The sequence below is a fragment of the Pluralibacter sp. genome, from assembly GCF_019237635.1.
GTDB lineage: Bacteria > Pseudomonadota > Gammaproteobacteria > Enterobacterales > Enterobacteriaceae > Enterobacter_B.
In genome coordinates this window covers 1-25,510 of record NZ_JAFAGS010000161.1, presented here as the reverse complement: position 1 = coordinate 25,510, position 25,510 = coordinate 1, and the positions used below count along the sequence as shown (strand labels likewise).

The 25,510-nt window shown below is 52.1% G+C and carries 26 protein-coding genes and 2 pseudogenes; 17 read left to right on the top strand and 11 right to left on the bottom strand.

Going from position 1 to position 25,510, the window contains the following annotated elements:
• Window positions 1–102 precede the first annotated feature (102 nt).
• Together JO226_RS18990 and JO226_RS18985 are read left to right on the top strand one after the other, a co-directional pair.
• A complete protein-coding gene (locus tag JO226_RS18990; RefSeq protein ID WP_296406276.1) occupies window positions 103–975 on the top strand; it encodes a LysR family transcriptional regulator in 873 nt (290 codons plus the stop codon).
• A gap of 85 nt (window positions 976–1,060) precedes the next feature.
• A complete protein-coding gene (locus JO226_RS18985; protein ID WP_296406274.1) occupies window positions 1,061–2,005 on the top strand; it encodes an L-lactate dehydrogenase in 945 nt (314 codons plus the stop codon).
• Between the two features lie 6 nt (window positions 2,006–2,011).
• Here the strand turns inward: JO226_RS18985 and JO226_RS18980 are convergent, their stop codons facing one another.
• From JO226_RS18980 to JO226_RS18970, 3 genes are read right to left on the bottom strand one after another with little or no spacing between them, the layout of a single operon-like run.
• Window positions 2,012–2,773 (bottom strand): DeoR/GlpR family DNA-binding transcription regulator, encoded by a 762-nt coding sequence (locus JO226_RS18980; RefSeq protein ID WP_296406272.1) that lies wholly within the window; start codon window positions 2,771–2,773, stop codon window positions 2,012–2,014.
• A 1-nt stretch (window position 2,774) separates the two neighbouring features.
• Window positions 2,775–3,761 (bottom strand): D-threonate 4-phosphate dehydrogenase, encoded by a 987-nt coding sequence (locus JO226_RS18975; RefSeq protein WP_296406270.1) that lies wholly within the window; start codon window positions 3,759–3,761, stop codon window positions 2,775–2,777.
• Entirely contained in the window at window positions 3,754–4,995 is a 1,242-nt protein-coding gene (locus JO226_RS18970) for a four-carbon acid sugar kinase family protein (RefSeq protein ID WP_296406268.1), read from the bottom strand. The genes JO226_RS18975 and JO226_RS18970 overlap by 8 nt, the downstream gene beginning before the upstream one ends.
• Window positions 4,996–5,163: 168 nt before the next feature.
• Between JO226_RS18970 and JO226_RS18965 the strand changes: the two genes are divergently transcribed.
• From JO226_RS18965 to JO226_RS18945, 5 genes are all read left to right on the top strand, one after another.
• On the top strand, window positions 5,164–6,330 hold the full coding sequence (locus tag JO226_RS18965) for an iron-containing alcohol dehydrogenase (protein WP_296406266.1): 1,167 nt from the start codon (window positions 5,164–5,166) through the stop codon (window positions 6,328–6,330).
• Window positions 6,327–7,211 carry a dihydrodipicolinate synthase family protein gene (locus tag JO226_RS18960; RefSeq protein ID WP_296406264.1) on the top strand — a complete coding sequence of 295 codons (885 nt, stop codon included), beginning with the start codon at window positions 6,327–6,329 and terminating at the stop codon, window positions 7,209–7,211. Before JO226_RS18965 ends, JO226_RS18960 begins: the two co-directional genes overlap by 4 nt.
• A 75-nt stretch (window positions 7,212–7,286) precedes the next feature.
• Window positions 7,287–8,699, top strand: a complete 1,413-nt coding sequence (locus tag JO226_RS18955) for a sodium:solute symporter family protein (RefSeq protein ID WP_296406263.1) — start codon at window positions 7,287–7,289, stop codon at window positions 8,697–8,699.
• A 1-nt stretch (window position 8,700) separates the two neighbouring features.
• Window positions 8,701–9,873, top strand: coding sequence for an exo-alpha-sialidase (locus JO226_RS18950; protein WP_296406260.1), 1,173 nt, complete (start codon window positions 8,701–8,703; stop codon window positions 9,871–9,873).
• Window positions 9,830–10,330, top strand: coding sequence for a YhcH/YjgK/YiaL family protein (locus tag JO226_RS18945; RefSeq protein ID WP_296406258.1), 501 nt, complete (start codon window positions 9,830–9,832; stop codon window positions 10,328–10,330). Before JO226_RS18950 ends, JO226_RS18945 begins: the two co-directional genes overlap by 44 nt.
• 60 nt (window positions 10,331–10,390) lie before the next feature.
• On the opposite strand, the gene JO226_RS18940 is transcribed toward JO226_RS18945, so the two are convergent.
• Complete coding sequence (locus JO226_RS18940) at window positions 10,391–11,179, bottom strand: PhzF family phenazine biosynthesis protein (RefSeq protein WP_296406256.1); 789 nt, start codon at window positions 11,177–11,179, stop codon at window positions 10,391–10,393.
• A 195-nt stretch (window positions 11,180–11,374) separates the two neighbouring features.
• On the opposite strand from JO226_RS18940, the gene JO226_RS18935 reads away from it, so the two are divergent.
• Window positions 11,375–12,571: a sugar transporter gene (locus JO226_RS18935; RefSeq protein WP_296406254.1), complete on the top strand. Its 1,197-nt coding sequence runs from the start codon at window positions 11,375–11,377 to the stop codon at window positions 12,569–12,571.
• Between the two features lie 33 nt (window positions 12,572–12,604).
• On the opposite strand, the gene JO226_RS18930 is transcribed toward JO226_RS18935, so the two are convergent.
• Complete coding sequence (locus JO226_RS18930) at window positions 12,605–13,273, bottom strand: MarC family NAAT transporter (protein WP_296406252.1); 669 nt, start codon at window positions 13,271–13,273, stop codon at window positions 12,605–12,607.
• Between the two features lie 260 nt (window positions 13,274–13,533).
• Between JO226_RS18930 and marR the strand changes: the two genes are divergently transcribed.
• From marR to marB, 3 genes are read left to right on the top strand one after another with little or no spacing between them, the layout of a single operon-like run.
• Window positions 13,534–13,968, top strand: a complete 435-nt coding sequence (gene marR, locus JO226_RS18925) for a multiple antibiotic resistance transcriptional regulator MarR (RefSeq protein ID WP_296406250.1) — start codon at window positions 13,534–13,536, stop codon at window positions 13,966–13,968.
• Window positions 13,969–13,986: 18 nt separating this feature from the next.
• The gene (gene marA, locus JO226_RS18920) at window positions 13,987–14,370 is read left to right on the top strand and encodes an MDR efflux pump AcrAB transcriptional activator MarA (RefSeq protein ID WP_296406248.1); all 384 of its coding nucleotides are present in this window, start codon (window positions 13,987–13,989) and stop codon (window positions 14,368–14,370) included.
• A 29-nt stretch (window positions 14,371–14,399) separates the two neighbouring features.
• Window positions 14,400–14,618: a multiple antibiotic resistance protein MarB gene (marB, locus tag JO226_RS18915; protein ID WP_296406246.1), complete on the top strand. Its 219-nt coding sequence runs from the start codon at window positions 14,400–14,402 to the stop codon at window positions 14,616–14,618.
• A gap of 31 nt (window positions 14,619–14,649) precedes the next feature.
• Here the strand turns inward: marB and eamA are convergent, their stop codons facing one another.
• Window positions 14,650–15,549 carry an O-acetylserine/cysteine exporter gene (gene eamA, locus JO226_RS18910; protein ID WP_296406244.1) on the bottom strand — a complete coding sequence of 300 codons (900 nt, stop codon included), beginning with the start codon at window positions 15,547–15,549 and terminating at the stop codon, window positions 14,650–14,652.
• A gap of 193 nt (window positions 15,550–15,742) precedes the next feature.
• Here eamA and ydeE point away from each other — a divergent pair, with 193 nt between their 5' ends.
• The gene (gene ydeE, locus JO226_RS18905) at window positions 15,743–16,936 is read left to right on the top strand and encodes an efflux MFS transporter YdeE (protein ID WP_296406242.1); all 1,194 of its coding nucleotides are present in this window, start codon (window positions 15,743–15,745) and stop codon (window positions 16,934–16,936) included.
• A gap of 2 nt (window positions 16,937–16,938) precedes the next feature.
• Here ydeE and JO226_RS18900 read toward each other — a convergent pair.
• A pseudogene (locus tag JO226_RS18900) lies at window positions 16,939–17,076 on the bottom strand (rhodanese-like domain-containing protein); the annotation flags it as partial.
• Here JO226_RS18900 and JO226_RS18895 point away from each other — a divergent pair.
• Together JO226_RS18895 and mgtS are read left to right on the top strand one after the other, a co-directional pair.
• Window positions 17,070–17,396, top strand: a pseudogene (locus tag JO226_RS18895) (helix-turn-helix domain-containing protein); the annotation flags it as partial. The pseudogenes JO226_RS18900 and JO226_RS18895 sit on opposite strands and share 7 nt — an antisense overlap.
• A 116-nt stretch (window positions 17,397–17,512) precedes the next feature.
• Window positions 17,513–17,608: a protein MgtS gene (mgtS, locus tag JO226_RS18890; protein WP_296406239.1), complete on the top strand. Its 96-nt coding sequence runs from the start codon at window positions 17,513–17,515 to the stop codon at window positions 17,606–17,608.
• A gap of 169 nt (window positions 17,609–17,777) precedes the next feature.
• Here the strand turns inward: mgtS and JO226_RS18885 are convergent, their stop codons facing one another.
• The gene (locus tag JO226_RS18885) at window positions 17,778–18,626 is read right to left on the bottom strand and encodes a glycosyltransferase family 32 protein (protein WP_296406236.1); all 849 of its coding nucleotides are present in this window, start codon (window positions 18,624–18,626) and stop codon (window positions 17,778–17,780) included.
• A gap of 252 nt (window positions 18,627–18,878) precedes the next feature.
• The gene (locus tag JO226_RS18880; RefSeq protein WP_296406235.1) at window positions 18,879–19,754 is read right to left on the bottom strand and encodes an MASE4 domain-containing protein; all 876 of its coding nucleotides are present in this window, start codon (window positions 19,752–19,754) and stop codon (window positions 18,879–18,881) included.
• A gap of 675 nt (window positions 19,755–20,429) precedes the next feature.
• On the opposite strand from JO226_RS18880, the gene JO226_RS18875 reads away from it, so the two are divergent.
• Window positions 20,430–20,984, top strand: coding sequence for a DUF1353 domain-containing protein (locus JO226_RS18875; protein ID WP_296406233.1), 555 nt, complete (start codon window positions 20,430–20,432; stop codon window positions 20,982–20,984).
• A gap of 55 nt (window positions 20,985–21,039) precedes the next feature.
• Here JO226_RS18875 and JO226_RS18870 read toward each other — a convergent pair whose 3' ends face one another.
• Window positions 21,040–21,519, bottom strand: a complete 480-nt coding sequence (locus tag JO226_RS18870) for an anti-virulence regulator CigR family protein (RefSeq protein ID WP_296406231.1) — start codon at window positions 21,517–21,519, stop codon at window positions 21,040–21,042.
• A gap of 302 nt (window positions 21,520–21,821) precedes the next feature.
• Entirely contained in the window at window positions 21,822–23,867 is a 2,046-nt protein-coding gene (gene dcp, locus JO226_RS18865) for a peptidyl-dipeptidase Dcp (protein ID WP_296406307.1), read from the bottom strand.
• 149 nt (window positions 23,868–24,016) lie between these two features.
• Between dcp and ydfG the strand changes: the two genes are divergently transcribed.
• On the top strand, window positions 24,017–24,766 hold the full coding sequence (gene ydfG / locus JO226_RS18860; RefSeq protein WP_296406229.1) for a bifunctional NADP-dependent 3-hydroxy acid dehydrogenase/3-hydroxypropionate dehydrogenase YdfG: 750 nt from the start codon (window positions 24,017–24,019) through the stop codon (window positions 24,764–24,766).
• A 106-nt stretch (window positions 24,767–24,872) separates the two neighbouring features.
• Window positions 24,873–25,510 (top strand): GntR family transcriptional regulator (locus tag JO226_RS18855; protein ID WP_296406227.1); only part of this gene is annotated, 638 nt, incomplete at its 3' end.

Sequence of the window (25,510 nt, the reverse complement as noted above, 5' to 3'; positions counted from 1 at the left end):
TTGTCTCTCTCCATCGATTACACAGTTGCTTTATCCTCGCGCACTCTGCTATTTATGGAAAATGAATAATATTAACCACATCATTCACGATACGAGAACGCTATGGATCTGACTCAGCTTGAGATGTTTAATGCCGTCGCCCAGACCGGCAGTATTACCCAGGCCGCGCAAAAGGTGCATCGCGTGCCCTCAAACCTCACGACCCGCATCCGTCAGCTGGAAGCGGATCTCGGCGTGGATCTGTTTATTCGTGAAAACCAGCGCCTGCGCCTGTCGCCCGCCGGACACAGCTTCCTGCGCTATAGCCAGCAGATCCTCGCGCTGGTCGAGGAGGCCCGAATGGTGGTCGCCGGGGATGAGCCTCAGGGACTGTTCTCGCTGGGGTCGCTGGAAAGTACTGCGGCAGTGCGCATCCCACCGACGCTGGCGCTGTATAATCAGCGTTATCCGAAGATCCAGTTTGATTTAGCCACCGGTCCTTCCGGGACAATGATTGACGGCGTGCTGGAAGGCACGCTCAGCGCGGCGTTTGTCGATGGCCCGGTGATGCATCCAGGCCTCGACGGCGTGCCGGTATACCGGGAAGAGATGATGATTGTGACGCCAAAGGGTCATGCGCCGGTCACGCGCGCCAGCGAAGTGAACGGCGTAAGCATCTATGCCTTCCGCGCCAATTGCTCCTATCGCCGCCATTTTGAAAGCTGGTTCCACGCCGATCGCGCGACCCCGGGGCGTATTCATGAGATGGAGTCCTACCACGGCATGCTGGCCTGTGTTATTGCCGGCGCCGGGCTGGCGCTTATTCCCCGCAGTATGCTGGAAAGTATGCCCGGACATCATCAGGTTGACGCCTGGCCGCTGGCGGAGAAATGGCGCTGGCTTACCACCTGGCTTGTGTGGCGACGCAGCGCGATGACCCGCCAGCTGGAAGCCTTTATTGAACTGCTGGATGATTCGCAGGCAACGGGGTCATAGCGTTAACTTATTGATGTGGTGCCCTCTTGCCAGCGCGCCCCTGTAGCAGTAGCGTTAACCTTTATTCTCATGATATGGAACGTTCATGAACACCAAAGCGCGAAAAGTGATGATTATCGGCACCGGCAACGTTGGCGCCTCTGCCGCCTATGCCCTTCTCAATCAGAGGATTTGTGAAGAGCTTATTCTGGTCGACCTCAATACACCACGGGTTGAAGCGCATGCCCAGGACCTCAGCGATGCCGCAGCCTATCTGCCGGGAATGATGACCATCTCCACACGCGAAGCGGCGGACTGCGCCGATGTAGATATTGCCGTGATTACCGTTTCCGGCGGCGCGCTGAAGCCAGGGCAAACCCGGCTTGATGAACTGACCGGCACAGCCAAAATCGTCAATTCGCTGATCCCGCAGATGATGGCAGGCGGCTTTAACGGTATTTTTCTGATTGCCACCAACCCTTGCGACATTATTACCTGGCAGGTGTGGACGCTGTCGGGACTCCCCCGCCAGCAGGTGATTGGCACCGGCGTCTGGCTGGACACCACCCGTCTTCGCCGCCTGCTGGCGCAGGCGCTGGATATCGGCGCGCAAAGTATTGATGCCTTTATTCTGGGCGAGCACGGCGATACCCAGTTCCCGGTATGGTCGCACTCCTCCGTCTACGGCGAGCCCATCGAGGATGTCTACCAGCGACGCACCGGCAAAGTCCTTGACCGGGCAGCAATGGCGGATAACGTTCGCCATCTGGGTTTTGATATTTATGCGGGCAAAGGCTGTACGGAGTACGGTATCGCGGGCACCATCGCCGAGATCTGCCGTAATATCTTTACCGGCAGCCACCGCGCGCTGGCGCTCTCCTGCATTCTGGAAGGCGAATACGGCATCAATGATATCGCTATCGGCGTCCCCGCCGTGTTAGCGCAAAACGGTGTGCAGCAGATTATTGAGCTACAGCTAAATGATGACGATCAGGCAAAATTCTGTCATTCAGTTGCGGTGATAAAAGCCAATATCGGCAGGTTGCTCTGACCCGAATTATTGTGCAAGGGTTAGCCGGACATCGAGCTGACCCAATACCTGTCGGTGTTCTGCATCCAGGCGACTATCGGTAACGATATCGGTTAACGTACTGAGATGCGCAACATTAAATAGTGACCAGGAGCCATACTTAGAGCTGTCCGCCAGCAACACCCGACGTTTAGCATTTGCGATCAAATCACGTTTGAGCGCAGCCTTCTCCTCCGTCGGCGAAGTTATTCCTTTCTCTATATCCCATCCGTTACAGCTGACAAAGGCGATATCCGGCCAGATATTCTGCAACAAATTGCGCCCATGCTCACCAATACAAGATTGACTCGAATCGTCGATACGTCCGCCAATAATGGTGACCTCAATTTGCTTAAATTCGCACAAAAACAGCGCGATATGTAAATCGCTGGTAATCACCCTTAAAGGGAGATGCGTCAATAGACGCGCGAGCTCTAGCATGGTTGTTCCGGTGTCAAGGACAACCGCGTCCCCTGCTTTTACGAATGCCGCAGCCTCGCGGGCGATATCCTGCTTTTCCGCCAGACTACGCTGCATTTTCTCGGTAGTTGTTGGCTGTGAAGGGATAAATCGGTTCAGCGTCACGCCACCGTGTGTACGGCTGATAACACCTTCCTGATCGAGCTTAATCAAGTCACGGCGAATGGTTGCGGGCGAGGCATCGGTGATCGCCACCAGTTGATCAACCGTCACCAGATTATGTCCTTTCAGATATGCCATAATCTGCTCTAACCGATTATATCCCTTCATATTATTCTCGTGTGATTTGCATCGCTAGCTGGATAGAAACCGCCATGCTCTCAGACTTAGCTTTACCTGTCCAGGCAATATCAAACGCCGTACCGTGGTCTGCAGAAGTACGGATAAACGGCAATCCGGCGGTGATATTCACCCCATCATAGAAACCGAGTAACTTTAGCGGAATATGTCCCTGATCGTGATACATCCCCACGACCATGTCGTACATTCCTTCATTACACTGCATATACACGGTATCCGGTGGGCAGGGCCCCGTAACATCCAATCCTTTTGCCCGCATAGCCTCTACGGCTGGCCTCACAATCTGTCTCTCTTCGTCGCCAAACAGACCGTTTTCTCCAGCATGAGGATTCACACCCGCAACGGCGATACGCGGGCACGTAAAACCAACACGACGCAGAAAGTCCTCTGCCAGTTGAATCACTGTTTTCACCCTGGCTTCGCTGAGCGTATCGAGGAATTTACGCAGCGCAACATGCGTAGTGACGTGGATAACTTTAAGTTTTTCGGTGTACAACACCATCGCGTAATCAGCGCTGTTGGTCAGTTGCGCCAACAACTCGGTGTGGCCAGGATAGTTGTGACCCGCCAGATGTAACGCCTCTTTATTCAACGGCGCGGTAGCGATAGCGTTGACTTCTCCCCTCAATGCGAGCGTCGTTGCCCGTTTAATACAACGGTAAGCCAAATCTCCAGCCTGCGCCTGAACAACGCCAGGCATCAGATTCTCAGGCTCCGCCAGCGGTTCATCAATCACATTGATAATGCCCGGAACGAATTGTGCCTGCGCCACGCAGTCGATCACCCGCAGCTCCGCCTGTGGCGTTACCTGTAATGCCATGATTCGACGCAGCGTTTGCACACACCCGACCACCACAACAGGTGCGCCGGAAAGCTCTTCATTCATCAGCGCTTTAATAATAATCTCTGGACCAATACCTGCCGGGTCTCCCATGGTTACCGCAATGATATTATTCACTCATTTTCTCCTCGATGAAATTCAGGACCTGACGCAGGGTAGTTTCGTCACCAAATCCTCCCGCTTTTGTCATCACCGGACGTTGCCAGCCACCGCCCAAAAAGTAACCGTACGGCACGCACTGCGCTACACGGTCAGTAATACGGAACCCTGTCGCTCCCAGCACACTCGCGATGGCAGTCGCCACATCACCACCGGAGAGATACAGCGCACCGGGCGTCACTTTGCACAAAACCTGCTGTGTAAGCTGGCCCAAAAAATGACAAATTTTTTCCCCCAACTGACTGCGTTCCAGCTGCCAGCGAGTACAGAGTTGTGGAATCTGATGGCGTGCCTCATTGTCAGAACAGGTATGAATAAGGCAGTGTCTCCCTGACGCCAGAATGCAGACAATTTGCGGTACGTAGTCAGCTATCGAACCATTGAGCATATCTTCAATATCAATAAAAACGGCCTCAACCCCTGGATCCTGGCTGACGAGAGTAATTTGCTGCTGAGCAATTTCGCTCATGGATCCAATAACCGCGAGCAAACACCGGGAAGACGCGGGCACAAACTGGCGCGCCAACGCATCGCAGATTCCGGCAGACCCCACCACCACAGGCTGCTCAGGCAGTGTCAGTATTTGGTTTACAATGTCGTCCAGATCGGCGTCAGTTCGGGCATCCACCACCCAGATCTCCGCCGTCGCGTTACACCAGGTACTCAGACGCTGTGAGAAATCCTCTGACGAGAGAGAGCGGCAAGGAATCGTCGTTTGCGCCTGCAACAGCGCGCAAATATCCGCGCTGACGACCGGCGTTTTCGGGTCACTGGTGAATTCGGTTTGCGTCACCGGAACACCGTGAACCAAACACTGACCGCCCACCGTGGTTCGTCCCGCGCCAGGAAAAGCCGGTGCGACAATCGCCAGTCTCTTACCAGAAGCCTGCATTAACGCGTTCAGCTCCGCTCCTGCATTGCCGCGTAAAGTGGAATCAATTTTCTTAAGCAATAGCGGCTGCATATCCGAGAGACAGGCATGCACCGTGTCACTCACCCGCGCCGCCGCTTCCTGGGCGTTCTGAGCACGACTGTCGCAGTTCACAATCAGTACATCTGCGTTACCGTGCCAGGGAAGCTCAAAGGCGACATCGACCTGCAAGCCTGCGCGTACAAAACTGACGCCAGCATCATTACCGCCGGTAATGTCATCGGCGATAACCAGGATCTGTGGTGTTGATTGTTCGTTCATCCCTTCTCCGGGTTCTTGTATTTCGATAATGATTATATTCAATCACAATTGATTAAATGTGAGCAATATCAAGTTATGAAGCGGCGAGATAAATTATAAATTCTGGCCATGACGCTATCGTCATGAGTGAATTCAATCACAGAGACAAACAGGGGAAAGGAGAACGTTGTGGCAACCATTAACAGCACCGTGATTAGCGGTTCAAAAGCTATCCAGGCGCTTCAACCTCTGCTGGCGGGTAGGCGTCAGCTCTTATTGGTCACCGATAAGAATATCGCCGGGCTTGAAACAGTCGCCAGGATCCACGCCTTGCTGGCAGCGGATGGGCGCCAGGTCATCACAATTGAAAATATCCCCCCGGAACCGAGTCATCACGACATAAGGGAAATCGTTAAAGATATTGAAGGCCGTAGTATCGATATGGTCATCGGTATTGGCGGCGGTAGCGTACTGGACACGGCGAAATTGCTCTGCGTATTGTGTCACCCAGATACACCCACACTTGATGCGATGCTGGCGGGCGAAAAACCGCAACAACGCATCGCATCACTGCTCATTCCGGCCACAGCAGGCACCGGTTCCGAGGCCACGCCAAACGCTATCCTTGCCATTCCGGAGCAAAACACCAAGGTGGGGATCGTTTCTCCGACGCTGCTACCGGATTACGTCGCCCTGTTGCCGGAACTGACCACCAGCATGCCAGCACATATTGCCTCATCCACTGGCATCGATGCGCTCTGTCATCTCATTGAATGCTTTACTGCAACCATCGCTAACCCGGTGAGCGATAACGCGGCGCTAATTGGCCTGAAAAAGCTGTTGTGCAATATCGAAACGTCCGTTAACAATCCGGAAAACCTGCTGGCAAAACAAGAGATGCTCTGGGCATCGTATTACGGCGGTGTCGCTATTAATCATGCCGGCACCCATCTGGTACACGCACTCTCCTATCCGCTTGGCGGCCAGTATCATCTGCCCCATGGCATTGCCAACGCGATGCTTCTGGCCCCCTGCATGAAGGTACTGCGTCCTCACGCTGTCGATAAATTTGCCCAGGTCTGGGATTTGCTGCCTGATGCCGATCGGGCACTGAGTGCCGATGAGAAATCTCTCGCGCTGGTGGATTATTTCTCCGCCCTGGTGAAGCGACTCAACCTGCCAGGCAATCTTGCGACCCTTGGCGTACCAGCCAGTGATATCCCCGCGCTCACGGCGGCGGCATTAAACGTGAAACGCCTGATGAATAACGTCCCCTGTCAGGTAAGCCACGATGATATTCAGTCCATTTATCAAACGCTTTTCCCGGAGTGGAATTCCCAAAGGAGTGAAAAATGAGTCAAAAAATCGAGGGGGTATTAACTGCCATTGTCACCCCCTTTGACAATGAAGGCGCATTGAACCTTGACGCACTCAGACGCCAGGTGGACCGCCAGCTAAGTGCCGGAAACGGTATTTTCTGCGGCGGTACAAACGGTGAGTTCTTTGTGCTTAATGAGGCGGAAAAAATCGCCGTCACGCGTACCTGCGTAGACGAAGTCGCCGGACGCGCCAGCATAATCGCACATATTGGCGAGGTTTCTACGCGCGAAACCATTCGTCTGGGTAAGCAGATTGAAGCGCTGGGCGTCGATGCGGTATCGGTTATTACCCCCTGGTTTGTCCCACTAAAACAGCAGGAGCTGATTGCTCACTATACGGCCATTGCGGATGCGCTGACGGTTCCGGTTTTTCTCTATAACATTCCGGTACGCACCGGCAATACGATTGAACCGGAAACGGCGCGTATTCTCGCTGCACATCCCAATATCGTTGGCATCAAAGACAGCGCCGGGAGCGATGAAAGCCTGCGGCGTTTTCTGGATGCGGTCAAAGACATCGACGGATTCGACGTTCTGAACGGCCCGGATTCATTGATTCATCAGGGGTTTGTTGAGGGATGCTCCGCCTGTATCTCCGGGTTGGCAAACGTGGCACCAACAGCAGTCAATACTATCTGGTCCCGCTTCATAACAGGCGATATTGCCGGGTCGCGTCAGGCGCAAGCGAGCATAACAGGTTTACGAACCGACCTCTATAACGTGGCATTCTCACCCGCCGCCGTCAAAAAAGCATTACAGATCATGGGGTATGACGTTGGCGAAAGTCGTTACGCCGTCACGTTCACTCCCCAGCAAGAGAGTGCGATTCGTCGGATAGTGGCGCATATCGCGCACTAAGACGCGTATCTATCGTCATAAGAATGCCGGGAGCCTCAGGTTCCCAGGATTCGTACGCCCTGAAGAGAGGCTGAGATGAACACATTTACCACAGAAGACACCCTGATCATCGTTGGGATCGTGATTGTCTATATTATTTTTACTACCTGGCTCACCTTCCGTATACGCAGCAAAAACACTGGTGATTTTATGGAAGGTTCGCGTGCAATGCCTGCCTTTATCGTCGGTATCCTGTTAATGTCGGAATATATCGGCGCCAAATCAACCATCGGCACCGCTCAGGCTGCCTTTGAAAGCGGCATCGCCGCCTCCTGGTCGGTACTCGGCGCCGCCATCGGTTTTCCGCTGTTTGGCCTGCTTCTGGTTAAACGTATCTACAATACCGGCAAAATTACGATTTCCGGCGCAATAGCCGAAAAATATGGTACCAGCACCAAGAATATCATCTCGATTATCATGATTTATGCCTTATTGCTGGTGAACGTCGGCAATTACGTCAGCGGCGCAGCGGCCATTTCTACGGTGCTACAGGTAAACCTGCCCATTGCCGCCTTTATTACCGCTGTGGTCAGTACCTTTTACTTTGCTTTTGGCGGTATGAAAGGCGTTGCGTGGGTCACGATGCTGCATAGCGCGCTCAAGTATATTGGCCTGCTGATCATTCTGGGGTTCGCACTCTCGAAAACGAGGGGGTTTACGCCGATGATAGAACGGATGCCTGACTTCTACTGGACCTGGGATGGCAATTTCGGCGCAGGCACTATCATCGCCTGGCTTATCGGAACCATTGGTTCAATATTTTGTACCCAGTTTGTTATTCAGGCTATCTGCTCTACAAAAGATGTTGCAACGGCTAAACGCGCCACCTGGATTGCCTTTTTCTTCTGCCTGCCCATCGCTTTTGCCATTGCGATCATCGGCGTCGCGGCAAAATTCCTGCACCCGGAAATCGCAAGTTTGTACGCTATGCCCATTTTTCTTCAGGACATGAATCCCTGGCTTGCCGGATTAGTAACCACATCCCTGGTGGCATCTATATTCGTCAGCGTCAGTACCGTTGCACTGGCTATCGCCTCGTTGGTGGTGAAGGATTTCTATGTCCCTATGCGCAACCCCACCAAAGAGCAAGAGTTTAAGGCAACCCGCTGGATCTCGTTGTTCATCGGGTTCTTGCCGCTCATCTTTGTGTTGTTAGTGCCAGAAGTCCTGAAGCTCTCCTTTTTTACCCGCGCCATTCGTCTCTCTATCACGGTGGTGGCGATTATCGCCTTCTATGCGCCGTTTTTTAAAAGCACTCGTGGCGCTAACTGCGCCCTGCTGGGAGCCTGCGTGGTGACGTCTGTCTGGTATCTGCTGGGCGATCCGTTCGGCATTAATAACATGTATATCGCCCTGCTGACGCCAGCGGTTATCATGATTATCGACCATCTGCTCCCCAACAAATCAAAGCAAGGCACCCCAACACCTGTTGAAGATAATGGAGTTTAAAATGACCGTAACCGTAACTCGTGATGGCGTTTTGCGTCCGCAAGACCAGGATGAGCGAATGATCACGGCAATGCTGCCCTCTGCCTGTCCACAGAATCACGCGGCCAACATTCTGCCGCTCCCGGATGGTTCGCTCATGTGCGTCTGGTTCGGCGGCACCCAGGAAGGTATTGCCGATATCTCTATCTGGAGCTCGCGCCTGAGCACCGGGAACGATCGCTGGAGCAAAGCGGTTAAACTCTCCGATGACCCTGACCGTTCGGAACAAAACCCGGTGCTTTTCCTGGCGCCGGACAATGTACTGTGGCTGTTATGGACCGCGCAGATTTCGGGTAATCAGGATACCGCTATCGTTCGCTACCGGCAGTCAGATGACCTCGGTCACAGTTGGGGTGCCATTAACACGCTGCTGGATAAGCCCGGCACCTTTATTCGTCAGCCCATCACGGTGGCTAAAAATGGCAACTGGCTGCTGCCGGTGTTCCTGTGCCGCACTAAAAATGCTGAGAAATGGGTAGGTAACGATGACATCAGCGCCGTAAAAATCTCCGACGATAACGGAAAAAGCTGGCGTGATGTGGACGTGCCGGAAAGCCTTGGCTGTGTACATATGAATATCACCCCGCTGGCGGACGGAACGTTGATCGCGCTGTTTCGCAGTCGCTGGGCGGACAGTATTTATTACAGCCATTCTGTGGATAACGGTGAAAGCTGGTCAGTGCCAGAACCTAGCGTTTTGCCAAACAACAACGCCTCCATCCAGGTCACTACGTTGCAGGATGGCAAGCTGGCGTTGGTGTTCAACCTCATGAGCGCCGCCGGAGCGCTTGAGCGTCGTGCGTCGCTGTACGACGAGATTGATGATGGCGATGACAGCCGCAAAGAGCCGACAATGACTCACGAACGCACCGCGTTCTGGGGAGCGCCACGCGCGCCCATGACCGTCGCCCTGTCTGCCGATGGCGGGAAAACCTGGCCCTGGCGGCGCAACCTTGACGAAGGTGATGGCTATTGTATGACCAACAACTCGCAGGAAAAACTTAACCGCGAGTACTCCTATCCGAGCATTAAGCAAAGTAACGACGGACAGCTACATATTGCCTATACGTATTTTCGTCAGGCCATCAAATATGTACGAATCACACCCGAGTGGCTCCAGGAGTCAACCTTATGATCTGGACATTCAGCCTCTTACCGGGCTTCCGACGGGACTCCAGACAATCCTCAATCGTCCTGACTGCACATTGCCGTCATTGCTCGCACGCGCTGACGGACGCTGGCAGCCAGAAGGCTGTTCCTGGTTTTGTACTGTCGGTCCGGCATACACACAACCGCAGGCACAGCGTCATACCGAGTATCATTACCAATGGGCGGATATTCAGGTGATGCTCTGCGGAGCAGAAGTTATTTACGCCGGGACGCAATCCCTCGCCCGAGCAGGAGATGAGGAGCGAAAGCCCGATTTGTTTATTGCTGCAGACTCACGGCATTCCGTTGCTATTACGCTCCGCCTGGGGGACTTTGTGGTTTTTTATCCCGAAGAACCTCATCAGGCATTATGTACGCTGGATGAAGCAATGAGGGTTCGAAAAGCCGTATTTAAAGTACCCGCCATGTTTTTGACTGCGTAACAACGCCGCCGCCATCACCTGACAGAAAGAGGTTTTGCGCGGCGGCATATCGCTTAGTCATCAACGAAGGTAAATCTGACCTTTCAGATACGACACCGCCTGGCCGCTCATCAGCACCCGGTCACCGCGCAGTTCACAGCGAATATCCCCGCCGCGAGCCGACACCTGACGCGCCAGCATCGTTGTTTTGCCTAACTTCTCACTCCAGTACGGGATCAGCATCGTGTGCGCCGAGCCGGTTACCGGATCTTCCCATACCGCTTCACCAGGTGAGAAAAAGCGGCTGACAAAATCGTAGTCACCGGTTCCCCGCGCCGTGATGGTCACCTTATGCTCGCCTGGCGTCATCGCGCTGATTGTCGGCCGGACGGCTTCTACTGCCTCTCGGCTCGCCAGCTCAATCAGCCACGCGCGCCCTTTACGGGCCGCCAGGTAGTCGCTAACGCCAAGTGCGGCCAGCATCTCCGGCGGCGGCGTTTGCGCCTGGGTCTCGCCTGCGGGGAAATCAAGCGTCAGCCACTCTCCTTCACGGCTCACCGTCAGACGCCCGGACAACGTATCAAAATGCAGCCGCGCGTCCGGGTATTCCAGATGATGAAAAATAACGTGCGCCGTCGCGAGCGTCGCGTGGCCGCAGAGATTGACCTCGTGCTGAGTGGTAAACCAGCGCAGCTCGAAGCCTCCTTTCGTGGGCACAAAGAAGGCGGTTTCCGACTGGTTATGCTGCTGCGCCATTTTCAGCAACGTCTCATCCGGCAACCAACTCTTCAGCTCACAGACCGCTGCCGCATTTCCACCAAACGTACGATCGCTAAACGCATCAACCATGTAAAACGCAATTTCCTGCATAGCTCTCCCCTGCGATTGTTATTGTGTGCATCCACACTGACATAAAAAACCTTATAAAACAGTCTTTTTTTGCGCCTCCCGTACGGCTGTCGCGGAAACAAAAATGAGAGACTGGTCACGAAATGATTGTCTTTTAATCAGCAATAGCCTTAAGATCTTCTCCTCGCTTTTTCGGAACGTATCCAGAACATCGCTATGACAACGAACACGGTTTCACGCAAGGTCGCGTGGCTACGGGTGGTAACGCTTGCCGTTGCCGCTTTTATTTTTAATACCACGGAGTTCGTGCCCGTCGGTCTGCTCTCTGACATCGCCCGGAGTTTTTCCATGGAGACGGCCCAGGTCGGCATAATGTTGACCATCTATGCCTGGGTGGTGGCGCTGATGTCGCTGCCCTTCATGCTGATGACCCGTCAGATGGCGCGGCGGAAACTGCTGATCGGTTTATTCATCCTGTTTATCGCAAGCCACCTGCTCTCGTTTCTCGCCTGGAGCTTTACGGTTCTGGTGATAAGTCGTATCGGCATCGCCTTTGCGCACGCGGTGTTCTGGTCGATTACCGCGTCGCTGGCCATCCGCATGGCGCCTGCGGGAAAACGCGCCCAGGCGTTGAGCCTTATCGCCACCGGAACCGCGCTGGCGATGGTGCTGGGGCTGCCTGTCGGACGTATCGTCGGGCAATATTTCGGCTGGCGTACCACTTTTCTTCTTATCGGCGCGGGCGCATTACTCACCCTGCTGGCGCTTATCAAGCTCCTGCCAAAACTGCCGAGCGAACATTCCGGGTCGCTGAAAAGCCTGCCGCTGCTGTTTCGTCGTCCGGCATTAATGAGCATTTATCTGCTGACCGCCATCGTGGTCACCGCGCATTACACCGCCTACAGCTATATTGAACCGTTTGTGATGAACATCGCAGGCTATGATGCTGGTTTCGCCACCTTCCTGCTGCTGACGCTGGGCGGCGCGGGCATCATCGGCTCCGTGCTGTTTGGTAAGCTTGGCAATCAGTACGCGTCATCGCTGGTCAGCGGCGCCATCGGCGCGCTTACGCTGTGCCTGCTGTTGCTGATGTTGGCCGCGGGTAACGAAACCCAGCTTGCTATGCTCAGTATCTTCTGGGGCATTGCCATTATGATGATTGGCCTTGGGATGCAGGTGAAAGTGCTGGCGCTGGCGCCTGATGCCACTGACGTCGCTATGGCGCTGTTTTCCGGTATTTTCAACATCGGTATCGGCGCGGGCGCGCTGCTCGGGAATCAGGTGAGTTTACATCTGTCGATGGCCAGTATCGGCTATGTCGGCGCCATTCCGGCGTTAGCGGCATTTGTCTGGTCGGTGATTATCTTTCGCCACTGGCCTGCGGCGAAAGAAGCGCAACAGCGTCACGCGTAGTGAATATCGGGTGGCTGCTGCCACCCGTGCCAATCAGGCATGATAATGAGTAATAATTTCCAGCACGCCGTTAATAATAAACTGTACGCCCATACATACCAGCAAAAAGCCCATCAGACGGGAGATGGCCTCAATTCCGCCCTTACCCACCAGCCGCATAATGGCGCCGGAGCTGCGCAGGCATCCCCATAAAATGACGGCGACCGCAGCAAAAATCAGTGGCGGCGCGACCCACACGACCCAGTCAGGGAAGGTTGAACCCGCCTTTACAGTAGACGCTGACGAGATGATCATCGCGATAGTACCCGGCCCCGCGGTGCTCGGCATGGCCAGCGGCACAAACGCGATATTCGCCGTCGGCTCATCCTGTAGCTCTTCTGATTTGCTTTTCGCTTCCGGGCTTTCGTGCGCACGCTGGTGCGGGAACAACATCCGGAAGCCGATAAAGGCAACGATAAGCCCCCCGGCGATACGCAACCCGGGGATGGAAATCCCGAAGGTGTTCATCACCACTTGCCCGGCATAGTAGGCCACCATCATAATCGCGAACACATAGACCGACGCCATCAACGACTGTCGGTTACGTTCCGCGCTGTTCATATCGCCAGACAGCCCCAGAAACAACGCAACGGTTGTTAGCGGGTTTGCCAACGGCAATAACACCACCAGCCCCAGGCTGATAGCTTTGACTAGTTCAAGCATAACGGTTTCACTCCAGAAACAAACACAATGGCCGCAGGCAGTATACGGGGGAATTTGGGCCATTTGCCATGTCTAATCATTTCCGCCTGTTTCTCCACTTTAGGCTATAACTGATAGTTATAAATAAAAGTTGAAAATCAAAACGAAACGCACCTGAAGCGTTTTAGCAATTTGTGGCATCACAAAATCCATCCGATTGACTTATTGTTGCCTGGGCAATAATATCCACGGCAACTAAACTACTTGCCAGGGCAAGCATCGTGAAAAGCACCAGCGATCTGTTTAACGAAATCATTCCATTGGGTCGCCTGATCCACATGGTCAATCAGAAAAAGGATCGCCTGCTAAACGATTACCTGTCGCCAATGGACATCACCGCCACGCAGTTTAAGACGCTGTGTTCTATTCGTTGTCAGGTCTGTATCACGCCCGTTGAGCTGAAGAAGATCCTTTCTGTCGACCTGGGCGCCCTGACCCGTATGCTGGACCGTCTGGTCTGCAAGGGCTGGATTGAGCGGTTGCCGAATCCAAACGATAAGCGCGGCGTTCTGGTGAAGCTGACCCCGGAAGGCGCCGCAATCTGTGAGCAATGCCACCAGGTGGTGGGGCAAAACCTGCATCAGGAACTAACAAAAAACTTAACGGCGGATGAAGTCGCAACGCTTGAGCTGCTGCTCAAAAAAGTTCTGCCGTAAACCGAAAGAGGTAAGACGATGTCCAGACGTAATACTGATGCCATCACTATTCATAGCATTTTGGACTGGATTGAAGATAACCTGGAATCTCCGCTGTCACTTGAGAAAGTGTCCGAACGTTCAGGTTATTCGAAATGGCATCTGCAGCGAATGTTCAAGAAAGAGACCGGTCATTCACTCGGTCAATATATTCGCAGCCGTAAGCTTACTGAAATCGCCCAGAAGTTGAAGCAGAGCAATGAGCCGATTTTGTATCTGGCTGAACGTTATGGCTTTGAATCGCAACAAACGCTGACCCGGACGTTTAAAAACTACTTTGACGTTCCGCCGCATAAATATCGCATGACCAATATTCCCGGCGAATCACGTTATCTGTACCCCATCAATCACTGTAACTGCTAATCGCCTGCGCAAGACGTATCGAGGAAATCATGAAGCTGTTCGCCTGCGCCGCCCTCACCCTGCTGGCGCTGGTCTCCGGCCCGAGTTTTGCGGAGCAATCCACCGTTCCGGCGGAAAATTCTGCCCATGACGCTGTCAGCATGCGCTCTCCTCATGAGAAGTCCCCCTTTGACTTCAACCATATGGGCGCAGGTAGCGACAAATCCGACGAACTGGGCGTGCCTTACTATAATCAGCAGAACCTGTAACGCGTGAGTTGCCCCGTCGCTACGGGGCTTTTTATCCCCGTAGCGCCTTTTCGCGACGCGCCCGCAGACCAAAGACGTTAATGTACAACCCCGCCATGATCAGCGCTGCGCCAGCCAGTTGCAGCCCGTTCAGCGTTTCACCGAGCAAGGCCGCCGCGCTGCCCATCCCTACCACCGGCACCAGCAGCGACAGCGGCGCCACCCGCCAGGTTTCGTAGCGCCCAAGCAGCGCCCCCCAGATACCGTAGCCCACAATGGTCGCGACGAACGCCAGATACGCTAGCGACAGAATGGTCACCCGATCGATATCCACGAGACTTGCCCACATCACCGCCGGGCCATCGAACATCGCCGATGCCAGCATAAACGGCACGATCGGAATCAGGGCGCTCCACACCACCAGCGACATGACCGCCGGACGCGCCTCGTGCAGCATGATCCGCTTATTGAAAATGTTACCGCAGGCCCAGTTGAAGGCCGCGGCCAGCGTCAGGAAAAACCCGAGCATCGCCACATGCTGACCGTTGAGGCTGGCGTCAATCAGGACCAGTACGCCAATGACCGCAAGCGAAATCCCCGCCACCTGCTTACCCTGCAGTCGCTCGCCAAAGATGAAAGCGCCGAGCAGAATGGTAAAAAACGCCTGCGCCTGCAGCACCAGCGAGGCCAGCCCCGCCGGCATACCGAACTTAATGGCGCTGAACAAAAAGGCGAACTGGCCGAAGCTAATGGTCAGGCCATATCCGGCAAGCAGGCGAAACGGAATTTTGGGGCGTGAAACGAACAGCACAGACGGAAAGGCCACCAGCAGAAAGCGTAATCCTGCCAGCATCAGCGGCGGCATATTGTGCAGACCCAGCTTGATAACCACAAAGTTGAGTCCCCATACAACCACAACCAGCAACGCCAGCAGCCCATCTTTTCGCGTCATCCCCCCCCCTGAAATATTAAATTTTTGTAAACGAAAACCAAAGTAACGAAAAATCGACCGCAGGAAAAGATCACTATTTTTGGCAGCGCTACAGAGCACTGAGAGATAAAAAGAGAGCTATACAAGCCCCTTATGCCGTGATACTCCTGATAAGACACAAATTCATAACATTTACACATTGTCGGGCTGAAAAATGAAACCATCGATCAGGCGCTCAACAAGCGCGCTGCTGGCGTCATCGTTGTTGCTGACGATTGGACGCGGCGCAACGCTGCCGTTTATGACCATCTACCTCACACGCAAATTTGCCATGAGCGTAGAGGCCATTGGCTATGCGCTGACGATTGCCCTCACCGTGGGTGTTATTTTCAGCCTGGGTTTTGGCATTCTGGCGGATAAGTTCGATAAGAAGCGCTATATGCTGCTCGCCATTATCGTGTTTATCGCCGGGTTTATTGTTATTCCGCTGGCGAATTCAATTCCGCTGGTGGTGGTCTTTTTTGCCCTGATTAACTGCTCATACTCGGTATTTGCCACCGTCCTGAAGGCCTGGTTTTCCGATGTGCTGAGCGGGAGCGAAAAAGCGCGAATCTTCTCGCTCAACTACAGTTTTCTGAATATCGGCTGGACGATTGGCCCGCCGGTTGGCACCTTTCTGGTCATGTACAGCCTCCAGTTGCCGTTCTGGCTGGCGGCAATCAGCGCAGCCATCCCACTGGTATTAATCCAGTTTTGCGTGCAGAAACAGGTTATCAGCGACGACGAGCGTAAAGCGGCGCCCTGGCAACCCTCGGTTCTGCTGCGCGACCGGGCGCTGTTCTGGTTTACGCTTTCCGGCCTGCTCGCGTCCTATGTCGGCGGGTCATTTGCCACCTGTATTTCCCAGTACGTACTGGTCATCGCCCACGACAGTGATTTCGCCCAGAAGGTGGTTTCGGTCGTGCTGCCGGTCAACGCCATTGTGGTGGTCAGCCTGCAGTATTTCGTTGGCCGCAGCATCACGCCAGGCAACATTCGTCCGTTGATGGCTATCGGTACCCTCTTTTTCATCCTCGGTCTGGGCGGTTTCATGGTTTCCGGCGAAAACCTGCTGATCTGGGGCATCGCCGCAGCGGTTTTTACCATTGGCGAAATCATCTACGCTCCGGGCGAATATATGCTTATCGACAACATTGCGCCGCCGGGCATGAAGGCGAGTTATTTTTCCGCTCAAGCCCTCGGCTGGCTGGGAGCCGCCTTTAACCCGATGATCACCGGGATTATTCTGACCACCCTGCCCGCCTGGACGCTGTTTGCCATTATGATTGCGGTCATCATCGCGGCGTGGCTGATGATTCTGCGTGGAATGCGTGTTACATCCTGGGGGCATGAGCTGAATGCGGCCTGATATCAGCAGTCACACGCGGGTTGCCCTTCGCCGCTTCCCGCAAATGCGTAGCCTTCGTCCTCCCAGCCGGTCATGCCGCCAGGCATGATTTTTACCAGGCGCCCCAGCAGCGCCAGTTTAAGCGCTGCCTGGTCTGCGCCTCGGCCAACTGTTTGATTTTCTCCATCAGCACATCGCTGATGAACATACTATTGAGTCCTTCGCCCACCGCGCTGGTATGAGCCCACGCACCTTCCTGCGTCGTTTTCAGGAAGCGTCAGGTAAAACACCAACCCGTTGGCTGCTTGATGAGCGTTTGCTGCGCGTACAGCAAATGTTGAGCTGCAGCAGGCAGTCCATTGAATATATCGCTGCGCAGACCGGTTTCGGTAGCGCAAATAGCATGCGCCATCACTTTCGTCAGTCGTTTGCAATGAGTCCGTTGATGTACCGGAAAAAATTTACCGAAACAGCAAAGTAATTCACATAATTAATGATTCGTTTAGATTGCTCGGTTTATAATCAGTCCATTGCCGCGTTATTTTTGATCAGTGAGGTCAATAGAGTCAATAAACCGTAACTATCAGGAGGTTAATTATGCAGGAAAATATGCATGTTTTCATCGCAGTCTTAGGAACCATCTTACTTTCAGGTTTCCTTGCCGCGTATTTCAGCCACAAATGGGATGATTAATGAACACCGACAACCCGCGTCCTTAATGGCCTCTTGCCGATTTTTGTGCAAGAGGCCTTTTGTTTTTGTCCTGACAATAATGACGGTTGACCGCCACTGCTGGACAATGCTCCGCCACAACCATTCCGACCTAAGCTCCAGGCGGCAAAGAGGGCCTCACTAAATCGTCTCATAGTTTATATTTAATTTTACGAGTAAGGCTTCTGAATTCGTTATAAATATTCTTTTTTAACCTATTAAAAGGGAATATAAACAAAAGCCATAATTTATACAGCTTATAATCTCTGTTACTCAGAATAACAAGAGGCGTTCTACATCTGGCATAAGAACTTTTCCCTATGCATTTCCAGACGTCTTTACTGACTGCTGAATAAACCAGCCCAATCTCTCTGTGGTTCAAGACATGCTGCACCTTTTCATTACCCGGTACTTTTCTAATGGCCTCGGTATATACAATTGGCCCGGTGGTCATCAACACCCCTTTCATACCTACGCCATAACGCCATGGCTTATAGTTTTTAATTCTGTATACCACCTCATCAATAACAGCCTTTATGAAGGGAGATGCTTTACTTGCTATAATATTCCACTGTTCGTATTCTCCACACGCCATAAATGAAAGCTCAGGGTGCAATCCTTTTTGTTTATCAAGCCCACCAGGTCTATTGTCCCAGTGACACAAAATCAGCTCACATTCAGGTGGAATGATCTCATCAAGCGGTTTTTCGCAAAAGCTTTTTATATCCAGATAAGCGCCCCCTTCCTGATAAACGACCAGGTAGCGAAACAAATCAGCTCTGGCTGCTCCATACACAGGATTTATCTGTTTATAAACATTAAGCATATCCTGCCCGTAGTGTTTTTTTATATATTGGCACATCTCAGGTTCAGCATAAAATGTGTATTCATAGTCAGGATTCATCCATTTAAGCTTATCAATCAGCATCTTTACTTCCACAGGGAGTTTATCCCACCCTTTTGTATAAATCTGATGTATCTTTCGGGGTATAGCTCTCATGGTTGGCTAGCCTTTGAAAAAATATGATTTTTTGGTTTGGCAATAACCTTATGCTTTAGTTCAACAGCAACGTTATATTTAAAATTAATTTTTACAACCAACTTAATGTTATCTTAATGTTTGCAGTATGGAGTTCATTAAAAGTGGGCGTTGTTATCATTTTTATATTCTGTCGTTAAGGCTGTGTTAAGGATGGCCTCACATTTTGATATGAAATGCACCCCAACAGCTGGGTTCGAAAAAGTGATAGCATTAAAATTGAAAGCGTATTTCCCAACTCACAGACACTTCGTCTGGAGCTGGGAGGGGAACGTAAGGTTGAAAGACTAAATTCCTCTGTTTCAAAACAGATCTAAGCTCTCTGTAAAAATGAGCCCCGTTGTATATATCTGTCATTTGGTCTAAGGTAGACAAATGAGTTGATTTTTTGTTCGTCAGGCAAACATCATATAGCAAGACAACAATAAAAATAAATGTAAAAACAAACTCCATCAACCTACTTATATACCAGGCGCCAGGGTTTCCGTTGTCAACGGCAAGCATAATGATTGTACTGAATATATTCGACACCACATATATAGACAAACCCAGCATTAATCTGTTCTGGAGATCCACAGTTAAAGCAATAACAACTGATAATAAAAACCAGAAGCAAATAAAAACGTTGAGTATATGAGAGCTATAAAATCCAGTTTGCTCTTCAATCTCAGATGAAAGCAATAACTCCTGTTGCTGGATATCGTAAGCCACATACCCGCCAAGAATCACTCCTATAACTAATATAAAAATGATCGCGTAGTCTCTTTCCCGAGGTAGTACATCCGACTTAATCCTCAAAAAATAATATACTGCCACTGACATTAACATGACCAGCGTCCCTTGACGGAAAAGATAGAGCACTTTTAGATTATTAATTATTGAATATGCATTCATACAATAGTTGAATAATTTTTTTGCCAGATATATTGCCCCCAAAGAGTACAGTGCAGAACCCAAAAATGCCAATCCACAGATAAGCAAGTAAATGTTTTTTGAATCACAGAAAAATTCAAAAAATAACAAAGTAAATATGAGCACACCTAACATCGCGGTAATGCAAATCAACATTAAATAATATATATCAGGCACATTAAAAACAACACCGCTAAAAAAAATCAATTACCGTTGGTACACTTAGCAACAGTGATATAGAAAAAACAAGAAAAAGTATGACTTTGTATGAGATGTTTTTTCTTTCAATTTCAAAAAAATCCTGTTCACTTACATTGTTTTTATCTTCTCGAAAAGAGAAATACCTGTGCATAACCAAACAATTTTAAATTACTAAACGCTCTTCATATCATCCATGGCATCAACAGAACTTCATAGTGATTTACAGCTTACACAGTCAGGTATTTTGAAATGTTAATCTAAGACAAACTCCACTTTGATTGTCATTCATTGAAACGATGACAAAAATCAGAATAATATGTCAAAAGCAATTAAAATCACTGACTTATGGTTTTCATCGCTTATGTTGTTTAATTTTAAACAAATGCAGTGATTGCCATGAAAAAACTTCTGAGAGACTCGTCATGTTTTCCTCTTGGGGACAGGTGTACACCTCATAGTCCTCAAGGTGAATGTCAGCGAAGCGCTTCATAACCCGAAATATAAAAAATCATGCATTACTACCATTTCAAATGCAGCGCTGTTGAATACTATAAAAAGGCTCCTCGGTAAATTAACCAAGGCTGAATCTTAGTGTCTGATATATTTCATATACAGTATGGCGTATGAAACCAAATATTGAGGAAAGGGGTTATGGCTGATTACGGTTCGTTTACAGGCAACGTTGTAACCCAGTGGTTAAAAGAACATGGACCGGACAGAAACATGGTGTTAATGCAAGATTTTCACTACACCGATCCGTCATCAAGAGTCTGGCCAGCGCCCGCAGGCAGTATCATTAATGGCGTCAGCATCCCGCAGACGCTATGGTCAACCATTGGTTCCCCCTACATTGGTGATTACAGGCTAGCTTCTGTGATTCATGACGTCGCATGTACCCAGGGGGCAAACAGAAAGGAAGTTGACATTATGTTTTATTACGCATGTCTTGCCGGAGGATGCTCACATAATCGTGCCCGGGTATTCTATCTTGGTGTAAGGATTGGCGCGAAATATTCCTCACTGATATTAAACACTGCATCATCCACATTTAGTGAGCCATTTTTTACTGAGGATAATAATCTTATCTCTGCATTTGATACCGATATGCTTTATATTCTCAAGAATGCCGGGAAAATCATCTACCGATTGAATGATGACGTTACACCCGAGCAAATGGATAAATATATCGATCCGTACCTGGTCTAACTGCCCCTTTCAATAAGGCTCCTGTCACTGGAACCTTACTGTGGAAATTACCAAATTAATCAAAAACACCATTAATAATGGTCGTGACTATCGCCGTACTGAGTGCAATAAGCACCAGATTATCGCCAATCACTTTCCATTCGTATCCCGGATAATAGGGTAATTGACCCAGCATAGACGCAGGTACGGCCTTCTTCGCGATCCCCGGCGGTAATGGTTTTCCACGCGCCAGGTTTTTCGCAATCCCCGGAGGCAAAGACGGATACCCCGTCAGGCCAAGGTTCACCGCCAACTGGCGAGCCGTCGCGTAGTTGATATCTGAATCGACGTGATCCGGTTTGCCGCCGTTTTTACGGTGGCCGGACGCGTTGCTATCATCAGCGTTCCCGTTCTGACTTTTACCCGAGTTACCGTTGTTACCATGATTACCGTGGTTGCCGTTTCCATTACCCGGGTTTGCCAGGGCAGGCGTTGCAAGCATCGATAATGAAACAACAGCCGCCAGTGCAATTGAGACGCCACGATACCTAAACATAATGTGTTCCTTTCGCTGTCATATACTGAGGTAACAATATGTGCTTTTATCGTCGTTCACAATCTCATGGAGTCTTAGTCTCTTATTCAGGGCAAAAAAAACCGCCATCGGATGGCGGTAAATGCTTGCATGGATAGATTTGTATTTTACGGCGCAGATCCAGCATACCTTTACTTTCTCTACGTCACTGCACGCAGATTAGCACCGCCTGTATCAATAAAAACTAAACGGTGCCGCTTTAGTCTGAAAAACACGTTCTGCACGAGCCGTCAGCCCGACCTTCCCCGGCGCTGACGCATTTGCTAATCACTCAGGCCACGATTTTTGAGCATCGGCTCCGGCTGTGGATCGTGCCCCCGCCAGTCACGGTACACTCTCTCAAGGTCGCGGCTGTTGCCGCGTGAAAGAATAGCATCACGAAAACGCTGCCCATTCTCCCGGGTTAATCCCCCCTGTTCGACAAACCACTGATAGCCATCATCCGCCAGCATTTGCGTCCACAGATAGGCGTAATAACCTGCGGCATAGCCGCCGCCAAAAATATGGGCAAAGAAGCTGCTGCGATAGCGCGGAGGAACTGCACTCAGATCCAGATGCTCTTTTTCCAGCGCCTGAGCTTCAAAGGCGTCGACATCATCGGGCAATACCGCCGTCGTGATGCTGTGCCAGTTCATATCCAGCAACGCCGCGCTCAGCAGTTCTGTCATGTCGTAACCTTTGTTAAAGGTCGCTGCGCGCATCATGCTCTCACGCAGTGCTTGCGGCATAGCCTCTCCGCTGATGTGATGGCGGGCAAAGCGCGCAAACACTTGCGGATGGCTGGCCCAGTGCTCATTGATCTGTGACGGAAACTCGACAAAATCGCGCGGCGTTCGCGTGCCGGAAAGGCCCGGATAACGCTGGCAGGCGAACAGACCGTGCAGCGTGTGGCCAAACTCATGAAACAGCGTGATGACATCATCCCAGGACAGAAGCGCGCTTTTCCCCTGTGCAGGCTTCTGATAATTGCACACGTTGTAGATAACCGGGCGGCTTTCCAGCAACGTGGACTGCTGGACGAAATTGTCCATCCACGCCCCGCCGCTCTTCGATTCTCGGGCAAAATAGTCGCCATAAAACAGCGCCAGGCCTTCACCGTTGACATCAAAGATTTCCCAGACACGAACGTCCGGGTGGTAGAGCGGAATATCAAAACGTTCGACGAAGCGAATGCCGAACAACTGTGATGCCGCCCAGAATACCCCCTCCGTCAGCACCCGATTGAGCTCGAAATAGGGTTTGATCTGCGCCTCATCAAGCGAATAGCGCTCAAGCCGAACCTGCTCCGCGTAGAATGGCCAGTCCCAGGCCTGAGCGCTGAAACCGCCCTGCTGTGCATCGATAACTTGTTGAATATCTGCCAGTTCATGCTCTGCGCGCGCCCGCGCCGCCGGTGCTATCTGCCTCATGAACGCCAGCGCCGCTGCGGAGGTTTTCGCCATCTGGTCGGCGATGCTCAGACTGGCGTAGTCCGTAAAGCCGAGCAGTGCCGCCTGCCGCGCGCGCAGCTCAACCAGCCGCAAAATCAGCGCGCGGGTGTCGCTATCATCGCCTTTCTGTGTGCGCAGCGCGCTTGCCTGAAATAACGTTTCCCGTGTCGCACGACGGCGCAAGGAGGCCAGCGCGGGCTGTTGAGTCGTATTAAGCAGCGCGATGAACCAACCGTCGCTGAGCCCTTTATCCTGCGCGGCAGCCCGTGCGGCAGCAATATCATCCTCGCTGAAACCGTCAAGCGCTTCCCGCGAATCAACCACCAGACCACCGTTTTTCGCCGCTGCGAGCAGGCGCTGATTGAACTGGCTGGTCAGTGTTGCCGCTTCCGTATTCAGCGCGCGCAGCTTAGCTTTTTGCGGATCCGAAAGCGTAGCCCCTGCCAGGATAAACTGCTGATGGGTGACCTCCACCAGCCGCAGCGACTCCTCATCCAGTGACAGCTGATGACGCTGCCGCCATACAGCCTCAATACGTTCGAACAGCCGGGTATTGAGATAAATATCATTGGCAAGCCCGGCGAGCTCTGCGGAAAACTGCTCGTCAAGATGCTGGAGAATGTCGTTGGTATTTGAGGCCACCATCGCAAAGAAGACCGACGTCACCCGACCAAGCAGCGCCCCGCTTTCTTCCAGGGCAATGAAGGTATTGGCAAAATCCGGCGCGTGCGGATCGGCGGCGATGGCCGCTATCTCTTGTCGCTTTTGCCGCACGCCCTCATCGAAAGCCGGACGATAGTGGCTATCGCGGATGAGATCAAAAGGCGGCGCCTGGTACGGTAGCAGGCTGACGGTAAAAAAGGGATTCGCGAAAGACATCATGGACTCCTGATTGCGATAGTTTCCATAGAGTAGGCAACCGCCTGCCGGGCCGCAATGATTTCTCTGCCGCCAAACGTTGACATACCGCCATCCGCCCTCGCGTGCTATGGTAATACCACACAAAACGCGTTGAGGAATAACAGGAAATGATCGTACTCGTGACTGGCGCGACGGCAGGATTTGGTGAAAGCATTACCCGCCGTTTCGTCGCTAATGGCCATAAAGTAATTGCCACCGGTCGCCGTCAGGAGCGTCTTAAGGAACTCAAAGAGAACCTGGGCGACAGCATTCTGACCGCACAACTGGACGTTCGTAACCGCGCGGCGATTGAAGAGATGATCGCCAACCTGCCAGCCGAATGGCAGCAAATCGATGTCCTGGTGAACAATGCCGGGCTGGCGCTGGGCATGGAACCCGCGCAGAAAGCGAACGTCGAAGACTGGGAGACGATGATCGACACGAACAACAAGGGGCTAATCTACATGACCCGCGCGGTCCTGCCGGGTATGGTTGAGCGCAACCGCGGTCATATTATCAATATCGGCTCGACGGCGGGCAGTTGGCCCTATGCTGGCGGCAACGTCTATGGCGCGACCAAAGCATTCGTTCGTCAATTCAGTCTGAACCTGCGCACCGACCTGCACGGTACCGCCGTTCGCGTGACCGATATTGAGCCAGGCCTGGTGGGCGGCACCGAGTTTTCCAACGTGCGCTTTAAAGGTGATGATGAGAAAGCCAGTAAAACCTACGAGAATACCAGCGCGCTGTCAGCGGAGGACGTTACCGAAGCCGTCTGGTGGGTGGCGACGCTGCCGAAACATGTCAACATCAACACCCTGGAAATGATGCCGGTCTGTCAGACCTATGCCGGTTTGAGCATTCATCGTCAGGGATAAGCCGTATTTCTCTGTCTTTTCCCCTGCCCGGCAGCCCGCCGGGTATGGGCGGGACGGGAAAAAAAGCGTAAAATAGCGCACTTAATCCGCAAGAAAGAAAACGCCAATGGCCGCAGAATCGCAACTCAATCCTACACAGCCCGTAAATCAGCAAATTTACCGCATCTTACGTCGGGATATTGTGCACTGCCTGATCCCGCCAGGCACGCCGCTTTCAGAAAAAGAGGTGTCGGTGCGTTTCGAGGTATCGCGCCAGCCGGTGCGTGAAGCGTTTATCAAACTGGCGGAAAACGGTCTGATTCAGATTCGCCCGCAGCGCGGCAGCTACGTCAATAAAATTTCGTTATCCCAGGTGCGCAACGGTTGTTTCGTGCGTCAGGCGATTGAGTGTGCCGTGGTGCGCCGGGCGGCAACCATGATAACCGACGCCCAGAGCTATCAACTGGAACAGAACCTCCACCAGCAGCGCATCGCCATCGATCGCCACCAGTTGAACGATTTCTTTCAGCTTGACGATGAATTCCACCAGCTGTTGTCAATGATTGCCGACTGCCAGCTCGCCTGGGACACGGTGGAAAACATTAAAGCGACCATCGACCGCGTGCGCTATATGAGCCTCGATCACATCTCTTCGCCGGACATGCTGCTACACCAGCATCAGGACATTTTCAGCGCGCTGGCGCAGCGTGATGTTGCCGGAGTGGATGCCGCGATGACGCAGCATTTGCAGGAAATCAGCGAGTC

Bases quoted from the DNA above. Each gene is read 5' to 3' on its own strand.
- JO226_RS18985 (WP_296406274.1), top strand. From the start codon at position 1,061: ATGAACACCAAAGCGCGAAAAGTGATGATTATCGGCACCGGCAACGTT.
- JO226_RS18885 (WP_296406236.1), bottom strand. From the start codon at position 18,626: ATGAGAGCTATACCCCGAAAGATACATCAGATTTATACAAAAGGGTGG.
- eamA (WP_296406244.1), bottom strand. From the start codon at position 15,549: ATGACGCGAAAAGATGGGCTGCTGGCGTTGCTGGTTGTGGTTGTATGG.
- JO226_RS18935 (WP_296406254.1), top strand. From the start codon at position 11,375: ATGACAACGAACACGGTTTCACGCAAGGTCGCGTGGCTACGGGTGGTA.
- dcp (WP_296406307.1), bottom strand. From the start codon at position 23,867: ATGTCTTTCGCGAATCCCTTTTTTACCGTCAGCCTGCTACCGTACCAG.
- ydeE (WP_296406242.1), top strand. From the start codon at position 15,743: ATGAAACCATCGATCAGGCGCTCAACAAGCGCGCTGCTGGCGTCATCG.
- JO226_RS18970 (WP_296406268.1), bottom strand. From the start codon at position 4,995: ATGAACGAACAATCAACACCACAGATCCTGGTTATCGCCGATGACATT.
- ydfG (WP_296406229.1), top strand. From the start codon at position 24,017: ATGATCGTACTCGTGACTGGCGCGACGGCAGGATTTGGTGAAAGCATT.
- JO226_RS18950 (WP_296406260.1), top strand. From the start codon at position 8,701: ATGACCGTAACCGTAACTCGTGATGGCGTTTTGCGTCCGCAAGACCAG.
- JO226_RS18945 (WP_296406258.1), top strand. From the start codon at position 9,830: ATGTACGAATCACACCCGAGTGGCTCCAGGAGTCAACCTTATGATCTG.
- JO226_RS18980 (WP_296406272.1), bottom strand. From the start codon at position 2,773: ATGAAGGGATATAATCGGTTAGAGCAGATTATGGCATATCTGAAAGGA.
- JO226_RS18960 (WP_296406264.1), top strand. From the start codon at position 6,327: ATGAGTCAAAAAATCGAGGGGGTATTAACTGCCATTGTCACCCCCTTT.
- JO226_RS18870 (WP_296406231.1), bottom strand. From the start codon at position 21,519: ATGTTTAGGTATCGTGGCGTCTCAATTGCACTGGCGGCTGTTGTTTCA.
- JO226_RS18990 (WP_296406276.1), top strand. From the start codon at position 103: ATGGATCTGACTCAGCTTGAGATGTTTAATGCCGTCGCCCAGACCGGC.
- JO226_RS18930 (WP_296406252.1), bottom strand. From the start codon at position 13,273: ATGCTTGAACTAGTCAAAGCTATCAGCCTGGGGCTGGTGGTGTTATTG.
- mgtS (WP_296406239.1), top strand. From the start codon at position 17,513: ATGCAGGAAAATATGCATGTTTTCATCGCAGTCTTAGGAACCATCTTA.
- JO226_RS18940 (WP_296406256.1), bottom strand. From the start codon at position 11,179: ATGCAGGAAATTGCGTTTTACATGGTTGATGCGTTTAGCGATCGTACG.
- marB (WP_296406246.1), top strand. From the start codon at position 14,400: ATGAAGCTGTTCGCCTGCGCCGCCCTCACCCTGCTGGCGCTGGTCTCC.
- JO226_RS18955 (WP_296406263.1), top strand. From the start codon at position 7,287: ATGAACACATTTACCACAGAAGACACCCTGATCATCGTTGGGATCGTG.
- JO226_RS18875 (WP_296406233.1), top strand. From the start codon at position 20,430: ATGGCTGATTACGGTTCGTTTACAGGCAACGTTGTAACCCAGTGGTTA.
- marA (WP_296406248.1), top strand. From the start codon at position 13,987: ATGTCCAGACGTAATACTGATGCCATCACTATTCATAGCATTTTGGAC.